This is a genomic window from Halarchaeum acidiphilum MH1-52-1 (assembly GCF_000474235.1).
Lineage (GTDB): Archaea > Halobacteriota > Halobacteria > Halobacteriales > Halobacteriaceae > Halarchaeum > Halarchaeum acidiphilum.
In genome coordinates this window covers 1-18,411 of sequence record NZ_BATA01000053.1, presented here as the reverse complement: position 1 = coordinate 18,411, position 18,411 = coordinate 1, and the positions used below count along the sequence as shown (strand labels likewise).

Sequence of the window (18,411 nt, the reverse complement as noted above, 5' to 3'; positions counted from 1 at the left end):
CCCTCGCTTCGCTCGGCGCGACGCTACCCCCGTACATCATCTCGTGCAGATCGAGGCGGTCGCGCCAGAAGCCCGCGGGGTCCCGCTCGAAGCGCTCGATGCGGAAGTCGCCGGGGTCGTACGCGCCGTTCCAGACGCCGTTCTCTCCGCGGAACGACGGCACCCCGGACGCGGTGCTGACGCCGGCGCCCGTGAACGCCACCGCGGTGTCCGCGGCGGCGAGGGCGTCGGCCATCGCATCGAGGGCGTCGCGCGTCTCTGGACCACTCATCGGTAGTCGGCGAGGAAGTCCTCGATGCGATTCGTCGCCTCCCGGAGTTCGGGGAGCGAGCGCGCGTAGGAGACGCGGACGTGGCCCGCGCCACCCTCCCCGAAAACGGAGCCGGGGACGACGGCGACCTCCGCCTCGCGCAGGAGGGCCTCCGCGAACGCCTCGTCGTCGCCCGGCACCGCGGGGAAGACGTAGAAGGCCCCCTTCGCCTCGAAGCACTCCAAGCCCATCTCGCGGAAGCGCGAGAGGACGAATCGACGACGGCGGTCGTACTGTTCGCGCATGTCGACGACCGCATCGTCGCAGCTCTCTAAGGCCTCGAGTGCCGCGGCCTGTGCGGTCGTCGGCGCGGAGAGCATCGTGTACTGGTGGATGCGGTTCATCGCGTCGACGACCTCGGGTGGTCCCATCGCGTAGCCGAGTCGGAGACCGGTCATCGCGTAGGCCTTCGAGAAGCCGTTGAAGACGAGGGTGCGCTCGCGCATCCCGGGGAGCGTGGCGATGCTGTCGTGCTCGCCGTGGTAGGTGAGCGCCGCGTACACCTCGTCGGCGAGGACGAACAGGTCGTGCTCGCGCGCGAACTCCGCGACCTCGGCGAGGTGCGTCGCGTCCATCACCGCTCCCGTCGGGTTGTTCGGATAGCAGAAGACGAGGACGTCCGCGCGATCGGCGCCCGCGCGTTCGAGCGCGTCGTAGGTGAGTCGGAACTCCTCCTCGGCGCGCGTCGGCACGGGGAGCACGTCGCCGCCGGAGAAGGTCGCGTCCGGCCCGTAGGAGATGTACGCGGGCTCGGCGACCGCGACGACGTCGCCGGGATCGACGAGCGCGCGCATCGCGAGATCCATCGCCTCGCTGACGCCCGTCGTCACGAGGATCTCCGACTCGGGATCGTAGTCGTGGCCGTAGCGCGTGACGTGCGCGGCGACGGCCTCGCGGAGGTCGCGCCGCCCCCGATTCGACGTGTAGGAGGTCTGCCCCCGTTCGAGGGCCTCGATGGCGGCCTTCCGGGCGGGCCACGGCGCGCTGAAGTCGGGTTCACCGACGCCGAGCGAGACGACGTCGTCCATCTCCTCGGCGATCTCGAAGAACCGCCGGATGCCCGAGGGCGGCGTCTGCTCGGCGCGCTCGGAGAGATCGGTCATGGGGAGTACGAGAGCCGATCGTCCGTCTCGCCGTCGTCGAACTCGATCCCGTCCGCCTTGTACGTCTCCATGACGTAGTGCGTCACCGTCTGCGTCACCTCCGGGATCGGCGCGATCTCCTCGGAGACGAACTGCGAGACGTCGTTCATCGTCTCCGCGCGCACTTCGAGCGCGAAGTCGTAGTCGCCGCTGACGAGCTGGAACGCCGTCACCTCGGGGAACTTGGCGATGCGACGGGAGATGTCCTCGTACCCCGTCTCGCGGTCGAGCTCGACGTTCAGCTCGACCTTCGCCTCGACGATGCCGTCGTCGAGCGCCGCCCAGTCCACGACGGCGGTGTAGCCGCGCACGGCGCCCGCGTTCTCCAAGGCCTCGACGTGTGCCGCGACCTCGTCGGTGGTGAGGTCGAGCTGTCGGGCGACGTCCTCCGCGGTGTACCGAGCGTCCTCGCACAGGAGGTCGAGGACGCGTCTGCGCTCGTCGTCCATGTCTCCATGGTGGGAGACGTCCGCTCTTAGTGCTGTCCCTCTTTCCCGCTCACCGCAGCCCCGGCGTCGGCGCCGGTCGGCGCTTGTGCGCGCTCTCGGCGTGCAGTTCGGCGAGTCGTGCGACCGTCTCTCTCCCTGCTTCGACGCGCGCGGCGGTCGCCTCGACGTCGAGACCGTCGTCCACGAGACAGCGCAGTACGGGGTCGATCTCGCCGTACGGCGCGCCCAGTTCCGCCCTGTCGGTCTGTCCTTCCCAGAGACCCGCGGTCGGCTCCTTCTCGACGAAGCGCTCGTCGAGGTCGAGGTGGCGGGCGAGCGCGACGACCTCCGTCTTGTACAGTCCGCGCAGGGGCGCGACGTCGACGACGCCGTCGCCGCCCTTCGTGAAGTAGCCCAACAGGTGTTCGGAGCGGTTGTCCGGCCCGAGGACGAGCATCCCGCGCTCGTTCGCGCTCGCGTAGAGGCGGACCATCCGGGCGCGAGCGCGGACGTTTCCCGTGTCCTGCTCGTCGAGGTCGAGCGCCCCCTCGCGGACGGTCTCGACCTGCGATTCGATCGTCTCCTCGACCCACGCGACGCCGAGCGACTCGCAGAGGTCGCGCGCGTCGGCCATGTTCGCGGGATCGCTCGGCGCGCCCGGGAGGACGAGCGCGCGGACCTGTTCGGCGCCGACGGCCTCGACCGCGAGGCGGATGCCGACCGCGGAGTCGAGACCGCCGCTGACGCCGACGACGTAGCCGTTCGCGCCCGCGTCGGCGAGGTAGTCGCGGAGGAAGTCCCGCGCGGCGTCGGCGGCGACGGCGGGATCGACGCGGCCGCGGCCCGCGTTCGTCTCGGTCATGTTCGGGGCGTCGTCGCGGGGGCACGTAGGCGTGGCGGCCTCAGACGGACCGCTCCGCGTCGCGCCCGCCAGCGTCGTATTCGAGAGTCGATCGGCCACGACGGGGAGCGTGGGATCCGGCGGGCGATTCGAAACGACCGGCCCGCCGACGACCGTTGCTGTGACTCCTCACTCGTCGAGCGAGCGTTCCATCTCGACGTGCGGAATACCGGCTTCCTCGAAGACGTCGCCGACGCGCTCGTAGCCGCGGCGCGCGTAGAAGTCCGCGGCCCGCGTCTGCGCGTGGAGGACCGCCCGCTCGTGACCGGTCTCGCGGGCGTCCGTCTCGACGGCGTCCATCAGTCGCGCGCCCCATCTCTCGCCGCGCGCGTCGGCGCGGACGGCGACCCGCTCGATCTTCGCGGCGCCCGAGTCGGCCGTCCGATAGCGGGCGGTCCCGACGGCCCGCCCGTCGGTGCGGGCGAGGAAGTGCGTCGCCGCCGACTCGTGATCGTCCACCTCGATCGACGCCGGGACGCCCTGCTCGTCCACGAAGACCGCGAACCTGACGGCGAGCGCCTCGCGGAACGCCGCGGCCGTCTCGACTCTGTGCACTCCCTGCATACGTCCCCGTAGCCGGTCGCGACGGAAGACGATATCCATGATATCCTTTACTATCTTTAGAGTTAATATTAATCGGAAAGCGATGGGTTTTCGTGTGGAACCCTGATACCGCGGGGTGTATCCACATGGTTCCTACCCTCTCGGAATCGTCCGCTGACGGCGGTGGATCGCGACGGTTCATCTACGTCACCGCCGCGCTCGCGGCTCTCAACGGCCTGTTGTTCGGGTTCGACACCGGCGTCATCTCGGGTGCGCTCCTCTACGTGCACAGCGACTTCCTCGTGTCGCCCGCGTTCCAGAGCCTCGGTCTCGGCGCCGGGGTCGTCAAGGAGTTCATCGTCTCGGGCACGCTCGCCGGCGCCATCGTCGGCGCCGCGGTCGGCGGCCGACTCGCCGACGCCTTCGGGCGGCGGCGGCTCATCCTCGCCGGTGCCGCCGTCTTCTTCGGTGGGTCGCTCGTCATGGCGGCCGCCTCCGACGTCTACTGGCTCATCGGGGGCCGCGTGGTCGTCGGTCTCGCCATCGGCGTCGCGAGCGTCGTCGGCCCGCTCTACATCTCCGAGATCGCCCCGCCGGCGATCCGCGGGTCGCTCGTCTCGTTCAACCAACTCGCCGTCACCATCGGCATCCTCTGCGCGTACTTCGTCAACTACGCCTTCAGCGGCGCGGGCGCGTGGCGCTACATGCTCGGCGCCGGGATGGTGCCCGCCGCCGTCCTCGCGCTCGGAATGGCGTACATGCCGGAGAGTCCGCGCTGGCTCTTCGAGAACGGCCGGGCCGAGCGCGCCCGGCAGATCCTCCGGCGCTCGCACTCCGACGAGCAAGTCGAGACCGAGATCGCGGAGATCCGCGAGGCGCAGGCCCAAGAGGAGGCGGGTCTCGCCGAACTCCTCAAGCCGTGGGTCCGCCCCGCGCTCGTCGTCGGTATCGGACTCGCGATCTTCCAGCAGGTCACGGGCATCAACACCGTCATCTACTACGCGCCGACGATCCTGAATCAGACGGGTCTCAGCGCGTCCTCCTCCATCATCGCGACGGTCGGCATCGGTCTCATCAACGTCGCGATGACCGTCGTCGCCATCGCGCTCGTCGACCGCGTCGGCCGGCGCAAACTCCTCCTCACGGGACTCGGCGGGATGGTCGTGATGCTCGCGATCCTCGGCGGCGTCTTCTACGTCGGACTCGGCGGCGCGCTCGGGTGGGCCGCGACGGTCTGCCTGATGCTGTTCGTCGGGTCGTTCGCCATCGGTCTCGGGCCGGTCTTCTGGCTGCTCATCTCCGAGATCTATCCGACGAGCGTCCGGGGGTCCGCGATGGGCGCCGCCTCGCTGTGCAACTGGGCGGCGAACCTCGTCATGGGTCTCTCCTTCCTCTCGATCGTGGACGCCATCGGCACCGACTACACGTTCTGGGCGCTCGGCGTCCTCACGCTCGTCGCGCTCCTGTTCAGCAACCGTCTCGTCCCCGAGACGAAGGGGCGCACGCTCGAGGAAATCGAGGCCGACCTCCGCGAACGCTACCTCACGCAGCAGTCGGGCGAGTTCGACGGCGAGTCCGACTACGGCGCGGACTGACGCGTGTCGGCGTGCGTCGGCGCGCGTCCCCCCGCGGCGAACAGTTATCTTCGTCCGGTGAATGGACTCACACGAGCGAATGACCGACCGACCGACCGACGCCGACGGTGCCGACGGGACGCTGGGGCGGTGCCCGGAGTGCGGGACTGAAGTTCCCCGAAACGCGATGCTCATCGAGTACGAGGACGACGACGGGAGCGCGGCGTACGCCGCCTGTCCCGGGTGCGAGAGCGTCGTGAAGCCCGAGTGACGGAACCCGCAAAGGTTTGTGGGATGCCGTCCCAACGACCGATCGAATGCGCACACGACTCCGGACGCTCCTCGTCGTCGCCCTCCTCCTCGCGTCGAGCGGGGCGGCCTCGGCGACGACCGCATCGACCGCGTCGTCGGCGGCGGATCAGTCGGTCGCGACGAACGCGACCGGCGCGCACGACGCGCCCGCGACGAACGCGACCATCGGCTACTTCGACGGCTACTGGTACGACACGCCGATCAACGTCGATCAGTCGGACGGGCTGAACGGCAGCGAGATCCACGCGTACGTCCGGCGGACGATGGCGCGCGTCGAGCGCCTCCGCGATCACAACTTCGAGCACGCCGTCCCCGTTCACGTCACGTCGCGCGCCGCGTATCGCGCGAACCAGTCGAGCGGGTCGGTGAACGCGACGTACGCGCGGTGGAATCAGCAGGTGTGGGAGGCCGCGCTCATCGTCGGGTCGGACACGAACCTCTCCAGCGCGATGACGTCGTACTACTCCGACAGCGTGCAGGGATTCTACTCGCCGACGGACGACGCGATCGAGATCATCGTTCCCTCCGGGAAGCACGCGTACATCGAGAACGCGACGCTCGCGCACGAGCTGACCCACGCCCTCCAAGACCAGCACTACGACCTGACGAAGCCGAAGTACGCCGGCGAGACGCAGGACGCCCAGCTCGCCGCGGACGGTCTCGTCGAGGGCGAAGCGCGGTACATCCAGAACCGATACGCGGAGCGCTGTGCGAACGGAACGTGGCAGTGCGTCGCCACGCCGTCGTCGAGTTCGTCGGGGTCGTCGAGTACCTCGGGTTCCTCGACATCGTCGAGTGCCTCACCGCCGTACAGCCTCCAGTACACGCTCTACTTCCCGTACGCGAGCGGGCCGGGGTACGTCCACGACCTGCTCTCGCGCGGCGGGTGGGACGCGGTCGACGCCGCGTGGCGCCACCCGCCGAACACGACGACCGAGATCATCCACGGCGATGCGCCCGCGCGGACGGCGGTCGACGTCGATCGCGACGCGGCGACGAACGGGTGGCGGCCGTTCTCGGGCGTCGGCGCGAACGGCACGGGTACCGACACGCTCGGCGAGGCTTCGATCTTCACGGGGTTCTGGTGGCAGAGCTACCACTACGGTGCGAACGTCGTTCCGACGGACATCCGTGCCACCGACGGCTATCGGACGATCCGCTACGACGCGACGGCCTCGTCCGGGTGGACGGGCGATACCGTCCTCCCGTACCACCGCGGGGACGCCGGGGGCTTCGTCTGGAAGTCGGCGTGGAACACGAGCGACGACGCGAACGCCTTCGCGGACGCGTACGTCGGGGCGCTCAAGGCGCACGGGGCGTCCCGACGCGACGGCGTCTGGGTGGTGTCGAAGCGGGACGGCTATCAGGGTGCCTACCGCGTCGTCCGCTCGAACGACACGGTGACGGTCGTGAGCGGGCCGAACACCACGGCCGTGAACGACATCCGACCGGCGCTCGCGGACGACGCGAGCGCGACGACGTCGGGCGGGTCGTCGCCCGGTCTCGGCGCGCTCGTCGGCCTGCTCTCGCTCTGCGTGGCGGCGCTCCTCCATCGGCGGCGCTAACGGTCGTCGGCCGCGGGGCGGGCGGACGTCCCCGTGGAGCCGACGCGTTCGTCGATCAGCGGAAAGGCGTCGAGATATCCGTCCGCGAAGTTCGCCGCGACGGCGCGCGATCGCGGGGACCCGTCGCAGGCGGCGTCGTAGGCCGCATCGAGTCCGTCGGCGTCGGTGACGCGGCCGCCGGCGGAGTCGGTGACGGCGCTCGCGGTGTCGAGACCGACGACGTGGGGCGGGGCGCCAGTCGCCTTCCGGTCCGCTCCCGAATCGGCGGTCGTTTCGGGAACGCCGACTCGCCGGGCGTACGGGAGGATGCCGGGCGTGTGGGACTCGCGGAACGCGTGGACGGAGGCCGCGTCGCGGTACGCCTTCGGGACGTCGTGGTTGCCGGGAACACAGAGGACGGGACCGTCGAAGGTCGCGAACGCGTTCGAGACGCGGTCGAAGGCGGCGGCGCCCGCGTCGCGCGTGAGGTCGCCGGCGACGAGGACGGCGTCGACGTCGAGCCGGCGCGCTTCGGCGAGTCCGCGCCGGAGGCGGGCGAGTCCGTGCTCGTAGCACTTCCAGCTCCCGGGTTCGCCGTCCGGGTCGGCGTGGACGTCCGCGAGGACGAGCACCCGCGCTTTCGGACCGGCGGGGCGGTCGAGGTGCGCGAACGGCGGGACGGGCATGTCGGACGCGGCGCGGAGCGCGGACGCGACGTCGCCCTCCGACGGGTCGTGCGGGCGCATATTCGCGGGCACGGACGCCACGCCCGTAGGACCAGATACGAACTGGTAGGTCCGTCTCCGGATCCCCCAATATTCCGCCGTTACCGGCTCCGTGGTGCCGCCCGCGTCCGTCACGACCGAACCGACTGACCGGAGCGCATCGGCGGGTCGAAACACGCGGAACGCTTAACTGTTGTGGTACGTTATACCATACCGGTACCGGTGCTCGAACGTCCTCGCCGCCCGGCCCCCGAACCGGCGGGTGGGGCGAGCGCGTCGGACGATCACCGGTACGGCCACCATGACCGGCGACACCACGACCCTCGACGCGCTCTCCGAACGCTACCGGGAATCGATACCGGACGACCTCCGCGAGACCCACGACTACGGCTGGTATCTCGATCTCGTCCGTGAGAACCCGAAGGTCGCCCGCAACGCCCACCAGCGGCTCGCCGACATGTTCGACCACTACGGCACCCGCTACGACGAGTCGCGCGGACTCGTCGCGTACGCGCTCGCCACTGACGACCCACTCGGTGACGGTGCGAACGCCTTCTACGGTCGCGAGATCCACGAGGCCATCCACGAGTTCGTCAACAAGGTCAAATCCGGCTCGCGCGGGCTCGGACCCGAGAAGCGCATCCTCCTCCTGCTGGGCCCGGTCGGCTCCGGGAAGTCCGACTTCGACAAGCGGGTGCGACGCTACTTCGAGGACTACACCCGCAGCGACGCCGGGCGGATGTACACCTTCCGCTGGACCGGTCTCTGCGACGTCATCCCCGATCAGGACCCCGCGGACGACGTCGTCCGTTCGCCGATGAATCAGGACCCGCTCGTGTTGCTCCCCGAGGATCAGCGACGGGCGGTGCTCGACGGGGTGAACGACGCCCTCGACGAGCCGTACACGATCCGCAACGAGCAGTCGCTCGACCCCGAGAGCGAGTTCTACATGGACGAACTCCTCGCGGCGTCCGACGACGACCTCGCGGCGGTCCTGCGCGAGCACGTCGAGATCATCCGCCTCGTCGCGGACGAGAACCGGCGTCGCTGCGTCGAGACCTTCGAGCCGAAGGACAAGAAGAATCAGGACGAGACGGAACTCACGGGCGACGTCGACTACTCGAAGCTCGCCGTCTACGGCGAGAGCGACCCGCGGGCCTTCGACTACTCCGGGGCCTTCTGCAACGCGAATCGGGGCATCTTCAGCGGCGAGGAGCTCCTGAAGCTCCAGCGCGAGTTCCTCTACGACTTCCTGCACGCGACCCAAGAGCAGACGATCAAGCCGAAGAACAACCCCCGGATCGACATCGATCAGGTGATCGTCGGGCGGACGAACATGCCCGAGTACCGCGAGAAGCGCGGCGACGAGAAGATGGAGGCGTTCAACGACCGCACGAAGCGCGTCGATTTCCCGTACGTCCTCGAGTACGAGGCGGAGGCTGAGATCTACGGGAAGCTCCTCCGGAACGCGGACGTCCCGGACGTCCACGTCGAACCCCACACCCTCGAGATGGCGGGTCTCTTCGGCGTCCTCACCCGCATCGCCGAGCCGGACGGCGGGAGCGTCGATCTCGTCGGGAAGGCGATGGTGTACAACGGCGAGACCGACGACTTGGAGGACGTCGACGCGAAGAAGCTCCGCGAGGAGGGCGACGACGCGACCGACCTCGGCGAGGGGACGGACGGCATCTCAGCGCGCTTCGTCGGCGACGAGATCGCCGAGGCCATCATGGAGTCCACACACCGCGGGCGCTCGTACCTCTCGCCCCTGCTCGTCTTCACGCACTTCGAGGACCATCTCCCCGGACACGGCTCGATCGCGGAGGACGACGTCGAGCGCTACCAGCGCTACCTCGAACTCGTCCGCGAGGAGTACACCGACCGGGCGATCGACGACGTCCGGCACGCGCTCGCGTACGACGTCGACGAGATCCGCCAGCAGGGCGAGAAGTACATGGATCACGTGATGGCGTACATCGACGACGACACCGTCGAGGACACGATCACGGGCCGCCGGCCGAACCCGACGAGTCGTTCCTGCGCGCTGTCGAGGAGCAACTCGACATCCCCGCGGACCGGAAGGACGACTTCCGCCAAGAGGTCTCGAACTGGGTCTCGCGGCGCGCCCGCGAGGGCGAGGCCTTCGATCCGCAGGACAACGACCGCCTGCGCCGCGCCTTGGAGCGCAAGCTCTGGGCCGACAAGAAACACAACATCAATTTCTCCGCGCTCGTCTCCGCGAACGACCTCGGCGAGGAACGCTCCGCGTGGGTGGACGCCCTGCGCGAGCGGGGCTACTCCCGCGAGGGCGCCCTCGAAGTGCTCGAGTTCGCCGGCGCGGAGGTCGCGAAGTCCGAGCTGGAGGGCGAGTGAGGGGATGAGCGACTACCTCGCGGCCGCCGACAGCGAACTCGACGCCGCGCTCGACGACCCGATGACGCTCGCCGAGTACGCGGAGCGCGTCGTCGATCACCCGCTCGCGGCCGCACACGCCTCGAAGTACCTGCTCGCGGCCGTCGACTCCTACGGGACGCGGACCGTCGTGGAGGAGGGCGAGGAGCGGGTGCGCTACCGGTTCTTCGACGATCCGGCGAACGACGGCGCGCACGCCGTCCTCGGGAACACGGACGTCCTGAACGCGTTCGTGGCCGACCTGCGCGCGATCGCTGCGGGACGCGCGAAGACCGAGAAGATCTGTTGGTTCAGCGGGCCGACCGCGACCGGGAAGTCCGAGTTCAAGCGCTGTCTGATCGACGGCCTGCGCGCCTTCTCGCGGACCGAGGCGGGGCGCCGGTACACGATCGAGTGGAACGTCACGGCGACCGGCGGGGGCGACGCGCTCACCTACGGCGAGGCGAGACCGGAGCGCGAGACGGACTGGTACGAGTCGCCGGTGCAGGCGAACCCCCTCTCCGCGTTCCCGCCGGCGGTGCGCGAGCGCGTGCTCGCGGACGCGGCGTCGAACGCCGACGGGGTGGCCCCGCGCGTCGAGACGGCGCTCGACCCGTTCAGCCGCGAGGCGTACGACCGCCTCGCCGAGCGCTATCGCGGGCGCGCGGGCGACGGGCTGTTCAGCGCCGTCACGGATCCCGACCACTGCCGGGTGACGAACTACGTCGTCGACGTCGGGCGGGGGATCGGCGTGCTGCACGCGGAGGACGCCGGCAGCCCCAAAGAACGTCTCGTCGGCTCGTGGATGCCGGAGATGCTGTCGCGACTGGACAGCCGGGGCCGGAAGAACCCGCAGGCGTTCAGCTACGACGGCGTGCTGAGTCAGGGCAACGGCGGTCTCACGGTCGTCGAGGACGCGAGCCAGCACGCCGACCTCCTCAGGAAGCTCCTGAACGTGCCCGACGAGCGCCGCGTGAAGCTCGACACGGCGATCGGGATGGACGTCGACACCCAGTTGCTCGTCATCTCGAACCCCGATCTCGAAGCGCAGCTCGACCAGCACGCGGAGGCGACGCAGGCCGACCCGCTGAAGGCGCTCAAGCGCCGCCTCGATCGCCACGAGTTCCGCTACCTCACGAACTACGGTCTCGAGACCCAGCTCCTGCGCCGCGAACTCCTCGACGAGACCGGCGTCTGGGGCGACGCCGACCGGGCGACTGTCGAGGAGCGCGTCGCGGCCGGGGCGCGCGTGTCGGTGCGCGACGACGACGGCACCGAGACCGTCGAACTCGCGCCGCACGCGCTGGAGGCCGCGGCGGTGTACAGCGTCGTCACGCGCCTCGACGCCGACGCGCTCCCCGCGGACCTCGACCTCGTTGACACCGCCGTCCTCTACGACCGGGGCTACCTCCGCGAGGGCGGCGAGAAGCGGACGCGCGAGGACTTCGATCTCGACGGCGGCGGGGACGGGGACGGGGAGGCGGGCGTTCCGGTGACGTACACGCGCGACGTCCTCGCCGAACTGCTCGCGGCGCCGCCGGCGCGCGGCCGCGGTGACGCCGAGACCGACGCCGACGCCGACGCCGACGCGGCGGCCGTGGTGACGCCGGACGACGTGCTCGACGCGATGGCGTCCGGTCTCTCGGCCGCCCCCGTCTTCTCGACCGGCGAGGCCGCGGAGTACGAGGAGCGCGTCGTCGCCGCGAAGGACTACGCGTTCGCCGCGCAGGAGGACGACGTGCTCGCCGCGCTCACGCACGACGTCGCGGTGGACGAGGCGACCGTCGCCGAGTACGTCGAGGGCGTCTACGCGTGGGCGACCGACGGCACCGTCGAGACGCCGCGCGGGGAGGAGCCGCCGGACCCGCTCGCCCTGAAGGTGTTCGAGACGGAGCACCTCGGGCGCTTCGACGAGGGCCACTACGACGGCACCGAGCCGACCGAGTCCGTCCGCGAGTTCCGCGAGTCGAAGGTCGTGACGGCGCTGAACCGCCACGCGTGGGAGCACCGCGACGAGGCGTTCCGCGCGGGCGACGTCGATCTCGCGGAGATCCCGGCGGTCACCGCGGTGCTCGATGCGACCGACTGGGACGACGTGCGCCGTCGCTATCCCGAGTTCGAACCGCACCTGTGGACCGACCCGCCGGCGGAGACGCGGACGGCCGAACTGAAGGCGAAGGCGATCGACTACCTCGCGTCGGAACGCGGCTACACCCGCGTGTCGGCCGAGCTGGCGACGACGACGGTCGTCGAGGGGGTTCGCCACCGATGGGACTGAGGGAGGACCTCGAACGCTACCGCGAGGTGGGCGAGCGCGCCCGGGAGGACCTCGCGGCGTTCGTCCAGTACGGCGACCTGCGTCCCTCCGCCGAGGACGCCATCAGCGTGCCCGTGAAGCTCGTCGACCTCCCGGAGTTCGCGTACGACGAGCGCGCGCGGGGCGGCGTCGGACGGGCGGAGGACGGACCGCCGCGGCCCGGCCAGCCGGTCGGCGAGCCGGAGCCGGCGGCGGGCGACGGTGACGGCGACGGCGACGAGGACGGTAAGGGCGACGAGGCGGGCGACGGGCACGCGGGTCACGAGACGTACGAGATGAATCCCGCGGAGTTCGCGGAGGCGCTCGACGACCGGCTCGGTCTCGACCTCGAACCGAAGGGGAAGGCGGTGCGCGAGCGCACGACGGGCGACTACAACGACGTGGCGCGCACCGGCCCGAAGGGGACGCTCGACTTCGAGCGGCTCTTCAAGCAGGGGCTGAAGCGCACGCTCGCCACGGACTTCGACGAGGCGTACGTCACCGAGGCGCTGCGCGTCGCCGATTGGGACGTCGACGACGTCTTCCGGTGGGCGCGCGGGCAGTCGATCCCTGTCTCGCGGGCGTGGCTCGAACGCCGCGCGAGCGACCTCGACGAACCCGACCGCTGGGACACCATCGACGCGATGGAGGCCGCCTGCGAGATGGAGTCGACGGCGACGCGCGTTCGGCGCGACGGCGTCGAGGACGTGGCGCTGCGGCGCGACGACGAGCGCTACCGGCACCCGGAGATCAGAGAGGAGAAGCGAAAGAGCGTCGTCGTCGTGAACATCCGGGACGTCTCCGGGTCGATGCGCGAGGAGAAGCGCGACCTCGTCGAGCGGACGCTCGCGCCGCTCGACTGGTACCTCTCCGGGAAGTACGACGAGGCCGTCTTCTGCTACGTCGCGCACGACGCGGAGGCGTGGGAGGTCGAGCGCGCGGAGTTCTTCGGTCTCCGATCGGGCGGCGGCACGCGCATCTCGGCGGGGTACGAGTTCGCCGCCGAACTCTTAGAGGAGTACCCGTGGCGCGAGTGGAACCGCTACGTCTTCGCGGCGGGCGACGGCGAGAACAGCCACAACGACAGCGAGGAACGGGTCGTCCCGCTGATGGCGGAGATCGACGCGAACCTCCACGCGTACGTGGAGGTCCAGCCCGGCACCGCGCGGCGGAGCAACCACGGCGCCGTCGTCGAGGACGCCTTCGGCGGCGGCGACGACGTCGCGGTGGCGCGGGTCCACGACGAGGGCGACGTGCTCGACGCCATCGAGACGATCCTCGCGTCCGAGACGGAGGCGGACGAATGACGACCGACACCGACAGACTGGACAAACAGCGAGTCGCGGACCGGCTCGATGGCGTCGCGCGGGACGCTCGCGCGCTCGCCGAGAAGCTCGGTCTCGACCCCTACGACGTGCACTACTGGATCGTCGATCACGACGAGATGAACGAGCTGATCGCCTACGGGGGGTTCCAGACCCGCTACCCGCACTGGCGCTGGGGGATGGAGTACGACCGTCAGCGAAAGCAGAGCCGCTACCTCGGCGGGAAGGCCTTCGAGATCGTGAACAACGACGACCCGGCGGCGGCGTTCCTCCAAGAGTCGAACGCGCTCGCCGACCAGAAGGCCGTCATCACGCACGTCGAGGCCCACAGCGACTTCTTCGCGAACAACCGGTGGTTCGGTCTCTACGCCGACGAACCCGCCGCGGCCGCGACGCTCGAACGCCACGCCGAGACGATCGAGGGCCACATGAACGACCCGGAGATCGACCGCGCGGCCGTCGAGTCGTTCGTCGATAGCGTGCTCTGCGTCGAGGACGTCATCGACCAGCACCGCCCCTACGCGGACGACGCGCCGGAGTGCGAGGGCGAACCCGCGGACCTCGCCGCGCGCCTCGACGACCTCGGTCTCTCCGAGGACGTGCAACGGCAGGTGTTCGAGGACGGGTGGGCCGAGGGCCGCGAGGCGGCGGACGAGCGCGAGGCCGAGACCGACCTGCTCGCGTTCCTCGCGCGCCACGGGAAGGCGTACGACGAGGAGGCGGGGAAGGCCGTCGAATACGCGGACTGGCAGCGCGACGTCATCGAGATCCTCCGCCGCGAGGCGTACTACTTCGCCCCGCAGAAGCAGACGAAGGTCATGAACGAGGGGTGGGCGGCGTTTCACGAGTCCCTCATGATGGGTGAGGAGGCGTTCGCTGGAGCGGACGAGTTCGTCGACTACGCCGACCACCAGTCGCGGGTGCTGAACTCGTCCGGTCTCAATCCCTACGCGCTCGGCAAGCAGCTCTGGGAGTACGTCGAGAACACGGCGAACCGCCGCGAGGTCGTCGAACGCCTGCTGCGCGTCGAGGGCGTGACGTGGCGCACCTTCCACGAGGCCGTGGACTTCGACGCCGTGCAGGACGCGCTCGCGCCCCCGGACGCGATCGATTCGATATCGCCCGAGACGCTGGACGCGCTCGATCGAGTGGACGACCGGTACGTCGACCACGACGCGCTCGATCGGGCGAGAGGGGGCGAGATCGACGTCGCGCGTCACCCGTGGAAGGCGCTCACGACCGCGGGACTGGCGCGCCGGCACTACTCGCTCGTCAAGCCCCGGTACCGGGGCTTCCTCCGCTCGATCTCGCGCGCGGAACTGGAGCGGACGGCGCGCTATCTGTTCGACGACGCGCGCTACGCGACGGTCGCGGACGCCCTCGCGGCCGTCGACTTCGAGGCGGGGTGGGAGCGGATGCGCACCGTCCGGGAGGACCACAACGACGTGACGTTCCTCGACGAGTTCCTCACGCAGGAGTTCGTGGACGCGAACGGCTACTTCGCCTACGAGTTCTCGCGCGCGACAGAGCGATACCACGCGACGTCGACGGACGCCGACGCGGTGAAGAAGAAGCTCCTGTTGCGCTTCGCGAACTTCGGGAAGCCGACGGTCGTGGCGCTCGACGCGAACCACCGCAACCGCGGCGAGCTACTGCTCGGCCACGAGTACAACGGCGTCGCGATCGATCTCCCGCAGGCGAAGCGCGTCCTCGAACGGCTCTTCGAGCTGTGGGGGCGGCCCGTGGCGCTCCGGACGATCACGACGGAGGTCCCCGAGCGCGAACTCGAACGCGCGCGCCGGCAGGGCGTCGAGCCTGAGACCGAGGAGGTCGGCCTCGTCGTCCGCTACGACGGCGAGTCGTTCGAGGAGACCGAACTCGGCGCGGACGAGACCGCGGCGCTCCGGGCGGACGCCGTCGATTACGACACGACGCCCGCAGACTGGCCGTCGTAGCGGCCGGGACCGACGCGCCCGCACTCGCACTTACACGCGGCGGTGGCCACCGCCGCGTCAGACGCCACACAGAAATACTACTATCGATAGTAATATTTTTCTCGTTTCCATAATCATCAATACCGTACGATGACACGAAATGACGGACCGTCGCGGCGGCGCTTCCTGCAGACCACGGGCGCGCTCGGCGCGGCCGCGATCGCGGGCGGGGCCGAGGGCGTCAGCGCCGAGGAGATGCAGGCGTACGGGGACGGATCACGGCCGGCACCGCCGGAGGCGGACGTCGAGACGATCCTCTCGAACATGAGCGTCGAGGAGAAGATCGGACAGATGATCCAAGCGAACGTCTCGACGGTCGACGCGGATCAGGTCGAGTCGCTGTTCACCGACTATCACGTCGGGTCGCTACTCACCGGGTCGGCCTATCCGCCGTCGCGCGATCCCGTCGAGCTGGCGAAGGGGATCAACGGCCTGCAGGAGTACGCGATCGGGGAGGGCAACGGCGTGCCGTTCGTCTACGGACTCGACACCGTCCACGGCAACGTCACCGTCGACGGATCGACGGCGTTCCCCCACCACATCGCGATGGGCGCGACGCGCGATCCCGACCTGATGGAGACCGCGGCGAAACACACCGGCGACTCGGCGGCCGCCGTCGGCGCGCACTGGGGATTCGCCCCGACGAGCGGCATCGCGCGCGATCCTCGATGGGGCCGCTTCTACGAGACGCTGTCCGAGGACCCCCATCTGGCCGGCGAACTCGGCGCCGCGGCCGTCCGCGGCCTGCAGGACGGCGCGAGCGAGCACAGCGGCGTCGCCGCGAGCGTGAAGCACTTCGCCGCGTACAGCCAGCCACAGAACGGGAACGATCGCAGTCCCGCGCGCATCCCCGTGCGCGACCTCGTGGAGAACCACCTCGTCCCGCACCACATGGGGATCAAAGCGGAGCCGCTGACGGTGATGATCAACAGCGGATCCGTCAACGGGATCCCCGCGCACGCCTCTTCGTGGCTCCTCACTGACGTCCTACGCGACCGGATGGGATTCGAGGGACTGGCCGTCTCCGACTGGAACGACTTCTACCGGATGGTCGAGATGCACGACTACGCGCCGGACCTGAAGACGGCCGTGAAGGAGGGCGTCAACGCCGGCGTCGACATGGCGATGCTCTCCGATATGGAGCACGTCGATGGGTTCTACACGGCGCTCCTCGACCTCGTCAAGGCCGGCGACGTCCCGAAGTCCCGCATCGACGAGGCCGCCGAACGCGTGCTCCGACTGAAGGCGAAACTCGGGCTGTTCGCGGACCCGTACGCCGATCCGACGAAGGCGCCGGACGTCGTCGGCGGCGCACGGGACGCGCCCGCGAGGCCGTCCACGAGTCGCTCACGCTGCTGAAGAACGAGGGGGGTGCGCTCCCGCTCGCCGACACCGACCACATCGTGCTCGCCGGACCGAACGTCGACAACGTCCGCACGCAGTGCGGCGGTTGGACGGTCGGCTGGCAGGGTCTCCACGAGGACGACGCGAAACCGTGGGCGACGACCATCGCCGACGGAATGACGTCCCACACGGCCGGCCGAGTCACCGTCCACGAGACCGGCTACACCTACAACCGCTTGAGCGACGACGAGTGGTCGCTCTCGGCGGAGACGAGGGAGGCGATCGTTCGCGACGCAGAGCGCGCCGATCGCGTCGTCCTCGTCCTCGGCGAGGGACCCTACGCGGAGGGATACGGCAACACGGACGAACTCGCCCTCCCCGACGCGCAGCGCGAACTCGTCGATGCCGTCGCCGACCTCGACACGACGGTCGTCGGCGTCCTCGTCGCCGGCCGACCGCGCGGGACGAGCGAGACGCTCGCGAAACTCGACGCCTTCGTCATGGCCTACTACCCGGGGAGCGCGGGCGGCGCCGTCGCGGACGTCCTCTACGGCGACGCCGACCCCGGCGGCCGCCTCGCGTTCCGCTGGCCGGACGGCGTCGGGCAGGTGCCGAACTACTACAATCAGTATCACCCCGCGAAGGACAACGCCGACGCGCTCTTCGACTTCGGCGCCGGTGAGAGCTACACCGACTTCTCGTTCTCGAACCTCAGCGTCTCGCCGTCCTCGATCGCGAACGCGGCGAAGACCGGCACCGCGACGGCGTCGGTGACGGTGACGAACACCGGCGATCGGACGGGCACCGCGCTCGCGGAGGCCTTCTACACGGAGGCGTACGGGTCCGTGCAGTACCCGCGACGCAAGCGCCTCGGCTCCGAGAAGATCGAGCTGGCGCCCGGGCGCTCGAAGCGCGTCACCGTCGAGTTCCCGCTCGCCGCGCTCGCCGTCGTCCCCGGAAACGCGCCCGGGGGCGACGATCCCGCCGTCGAGGCCGGCGACTTCACCGTCGAACTCGGCGGTCAGACGACGACGCTCACGATCGAGAAGACGGTGACACTCGACCCGACCCCGGACGCGAGCCGATAGGCGACGCCGCCCGACACCCGTGCTACCGGGCGTCGCGCAACTCCAGATCTCCGCGATCGCCCTATTGCCGTCTGTGAAGGGATCGAGTTCGACATCGAGACGGCCGAGAAGGGCCCGCGGGCGACGAACGCCGTTCGGGTTCGGGTCTGGATCCCCTCGCACGCGCGTACTGACGCGCGAAACGCGCGTTTCTTTCGACGATACCGCGCGCTAGCGCGCCGAATCGAATCGACGAGCGCGCAACGCGGCCAGCAGGAGACACAGGACGCATCCGACGACACTCCAGACGGCGACGGACGGCACGAGCGCGTCGACGCCGCGATCACCGATCCGCACCGATCGCGCGGCGAGGACGACGCCGATCGCGCCGCCGGCGACGAGATCGACGAGGGCACGGGTGGTGGGGACGGCGACGCGCGCCGCGGGCGCCGAACGTGATCGCTCACCCACCGTTCGAGGGGCGCGCCGAGCGTCCCGAGCGCGACGCCGAGACC

At 70.0% G+C, this 18,411-nt stretch carries 15 protein-coding genes and 1 pseudogene; 9 read left to right on the top strand and 7 right to left on the bottom strand.

What is annotated here, in order from left to right; translation table 11 throughout:
• The 5 genes from AOZ13_RS09860 to AOZ13_RS09840 all read right to left on the bottom strand — a co-directional run.
• Positions 1-271, bottom strand: a 271-nt coding sequence (locus AOZ13_RS09860; RefSeq protein ID WP_044958352.1) for a Sir2 family NAD-dependent protein deacetylase, incomplete at its 3' end; no start/stop codon positions are given.
• Positions 268-1,413, bottom strand: coding sequence for a pyridoxal phosphate-dependent aminotransferase (locus tag AOZ13_RS09855; RefSeq protein WP_020222680.1), 1,146 nt, complete (start codon positions 1,411-1,413; stop codon positions 268-270). The genes AOZ13_RS09860 and AOZ13_RS09855, both read right to left, overlap by 4 nt.
• Positions 1,410-1,901 (bottom strand): Lrp/AsnC family transcriptional regulator, encoded by a 492-nt coding sequence (locus AOZ13_RS09850; protein WP_020222681.1) that lies wholly within the window; start codon positions 1,899-1,901, stop codon positions 1,410-1,412. The genes AOZ13_RS09855 and AOZ13_RS09850 overlap by 4 nt, the downstream gene beginning before the upstream one ends.
• 49 nt (positions 1,902-1,950) lie before the next feature.
• Positions 1,951-2,742 carry an NAD+ synthase gene (locus AOZ13_RS09845; protein ID WP_021780473.1) on the bottom strand — a complete coding sequence of 264 codons (792 nt, stop codon included), beginning with the start codon at positions 2,740-2,742 and terminating at the stop codon, positions 1,951-1,953.
• A 168-nt stretch (positions 2,743-2,910) separates the two neighbouring features.
• Positions 2,911-3,345, bottom strand: a complete 435-nt coding sequence (locus AOZ13_RS09840; RefSeq protein ID WP_049934053.1) for a GNAT family N-acetyltransferase — start codon at positions 3,343-3,345, stop codon at positions 2,911-2,913.
• A 125-nt stretch (positions 3,346-3,470) separates the two neighbouring features.
• On the opposite strand from AOZ13_RS09840, the gene AOZ13_RS09835 reads away from it, so the two are divergent.
• The 3 genes from AOZ13_RS09835 to AOZ13_RS09825 all read left to right on the top strand — a co-directional run bounded on the left by AOZ13_RS09835 (position 3,471) and on the right by AOZ13_RS09825 (position 6,775).
• A complete protein-coding gene (locus AOZ13_RS09835) occupies positions 3,471-4,919 on the top strand; it encodes a sugar porter family MFS transporter (RefSeq protein ID WP_021780471.1) in 1,449 nt (482 codons plus the stop codon).
• Between the two features lie 79 nt (positions 4,920-4,998).
• Positions 4,999-5,169, top strand: coding sequence for a DUF7837 family putative zinc-binding protein (locus AOZ13_RS14485; protein ID WP_199897039.1), 171 nt, complete (start codon positions 4,999-5,001; stop codon positions 5,167-5,169).
• 46 nt (positions 5,170-5,215) lie between these two features.
• Positions 5,216-6,775 (top strand): Hvo_1808 family surface protein, encoded by a 1,560-nt coding sequence (locus AOZ13_RS09825; RefSeq protein WP_020222465.1) that lies wholly within the window; start codon positions 5,216-5,218, stop codon positions 6,773-6,775.
• Here AOZ13_RS09825 and AOZ13_RS09820 read toward each other — a convergent pair.
• Positions 6,772-7,500, bottom strand: a complete 729-nt coding sequence (locus tag AOZ13_RS09820; RefSeq protein ID WP_049934052.1) for a metallophosphoesterase family protein — start codon at positions 7,498-7,500, stop codon at positions 6,772-6,774. The two genes, AOZ13_RS09825 and AOZ13_RS09820, sit on opposite strands and share 4 nt — an antisense overlap.
• A 280-nt stretch (positions 7,501-7,780) precedes the next feature.
• Between AOZ13_RS09820 and AOZ13_RS09815 the strand changes: the two are divergent.
• The 6 genes and pseudogenes from AOZ13_RS09815 (at position 7,781) to AOZ13_RS09790 (ending at position 17,917) form a co-directional block, all read left to right on the top strand.
• Positions 7,781-9,852, top strand: a pseudogene (locus AOZ13_RS09815) (PrkA family serine protein kinase).
• A 4-nt stretch (positions 9,853-9,856) separates the two neighbouring features.
• Positions 9,857-12,148, top strand: a complete 2,292-nt coding sequence (locus tag AOZ13_RS09810; RefSeq protein ID WP_049934051.1) for a kinase anchor protein — start codon at positions 9,857-9,859, stop codon at positions 12,146-12,148.
• Complete coding sequence (locus tag AOZ13_RS09805; protein WP_021780467.1) at positions 12,139-13,473, top strand: DUF444 family protein; 1,335 nt, start codon at positions 12,139-12,141, stop codon at positions 13,471-13,473. Before AOZ13_RS09810 ends, AOZ13_RS09805 begins: the two co-directional genes overlap by 10 nt.
• A complete protein-coding gene (locus tag AOZ13_RS09800) occupies positions 13,470-15,446 on the top strand; it encodes a SpoVR family protein (protein ID WP_020221328.1) in 1,977 nt (658 codons plus the stop codon). The genes AOZ13_RS09805 and AOZ13_RS09800 overlap by 4 nt, the downstream gene beginning before the upstream one ends.
• Positions 15,447-15,575: 129 nt before the next feature.
• On the top strand, positions 15,576-16,844 hold the full coding sequence (locus AOZ13_RS09795) for a glycoside hydrolase family 3 protein (RefSeq protein ID WP_021780466.1): 1,269 nt from the start codon (positions 15,576-15,578) through the stop codon (positions 16,842-16,844).
• Between the two features lie 44 nt (positions 16,845-16,888).
• Positions 16,889-17,917, top strand: coding sequence for a glycoside hydrolase family 3 C-terminal domain-containing protein (locus AOZ13_RS09790; RefSeq protein ID WP_021780465.1), 1,029 nt, complete (start codon positions 16,889-16,891; stop codon positions 17,915-17,917).
• A gap of 210 nt (positions 17,918-18,127) precedes the next feature.
• On the opposite strand, the gene AOZ13_RS09785 is transcribed toward AOZ13_RS09790, so the two are convergent.
• The coding region (locus AOZ13_RS09785) for a hypothetical protein (RefSeq protein ID WP_234402863.1) at positions 18,128-18,411 on the bottom strand (284 nt) is incomplete at its 5' end.

Coding starts and splice junctions, on each gene's coding strand:
- AOZ13_RS09800 (WP_020221328.1), top strand. CDS start 13,470: ATGACGACCGACACCGACAGACTGGACAAACAGCGAGTCGCGGACCGG.
- AOZ13_RS09850 (WP_020222681.1), bottom strand. CDS start 1,901: ATGGACGACGAGCGCAGACGCGTCCTCGACCTCCTGTGCGAGGACGCT.
- AOZ13_RS09835 (WP_021780471.1), top strand. CDS start 3,471: ATGGTTCCTACCCTCTCGGAATCGTCCGCTGACGGCGGTGGATCGCGA.
- AOZ13_RS09855 (WP_020222680.1), bottom strand. CDS start 1,413: ATGACCGATCTCTCCGAGCGCGCCGAGCAGACGCCGCCCTCGGGCATC.
- AOZ13_RS14485 (WP_199897039.1), top strand. CDS start 4,999: ATGACCGACCGACCGACCGACGCCGACGGTGCCGACGGGACGCTGGGG.
- AOZ13_RS09820 (WP_049934052.1), bottom strand. CDS start 7,500: ATGCGCCCGCACGACCCGTCGGAGGGCGACGTCGCGTCCGCGCTCCGC.
- AOZ13_RS09795 (WP_021780466.1), top strand. CDS start 15,576: ATGACACGAAATGACGGACCGTCGCGGCGGCGCTTCCTGCAGACCACG.
- AOZ13_RS09845 (WP_021780473.1), bottom strand. CDS start 2,742: ATGACCGAGACGAACGCGGGCCGCGGCCGCGTCGATCCCGCCGTCGCC.
- AOZ13_RS09825 (WP_020222465.1), top strand. CDS start 5,216: ATGCGCACACGACTCCGGACGCTCCTCGTCGTCGCCCTCCTCCTCGCG.
- AOZ13_RS09840 (WP_049934053.1), bottom strand. CDS start 3,345: ATGCAGGGAGTGCACAGAGTCGAGACGGCCGCGGCGTTCCGCGAGGCG.
- AOZ13_RS09810 (WP_049934051.1), top strand. CDS start 9,857: ATGAGCGACTACCTCGCGGCCGCCGACAGCGAACTCGACGCCGCGCTC.
- AOZ13_RS09805 (WP_021780467.1), top strand. CDS start 12,139: ATGGGACTGAGGGAGGACCTCGAACGCTACCGCGAGGTGGGCGAGCGC.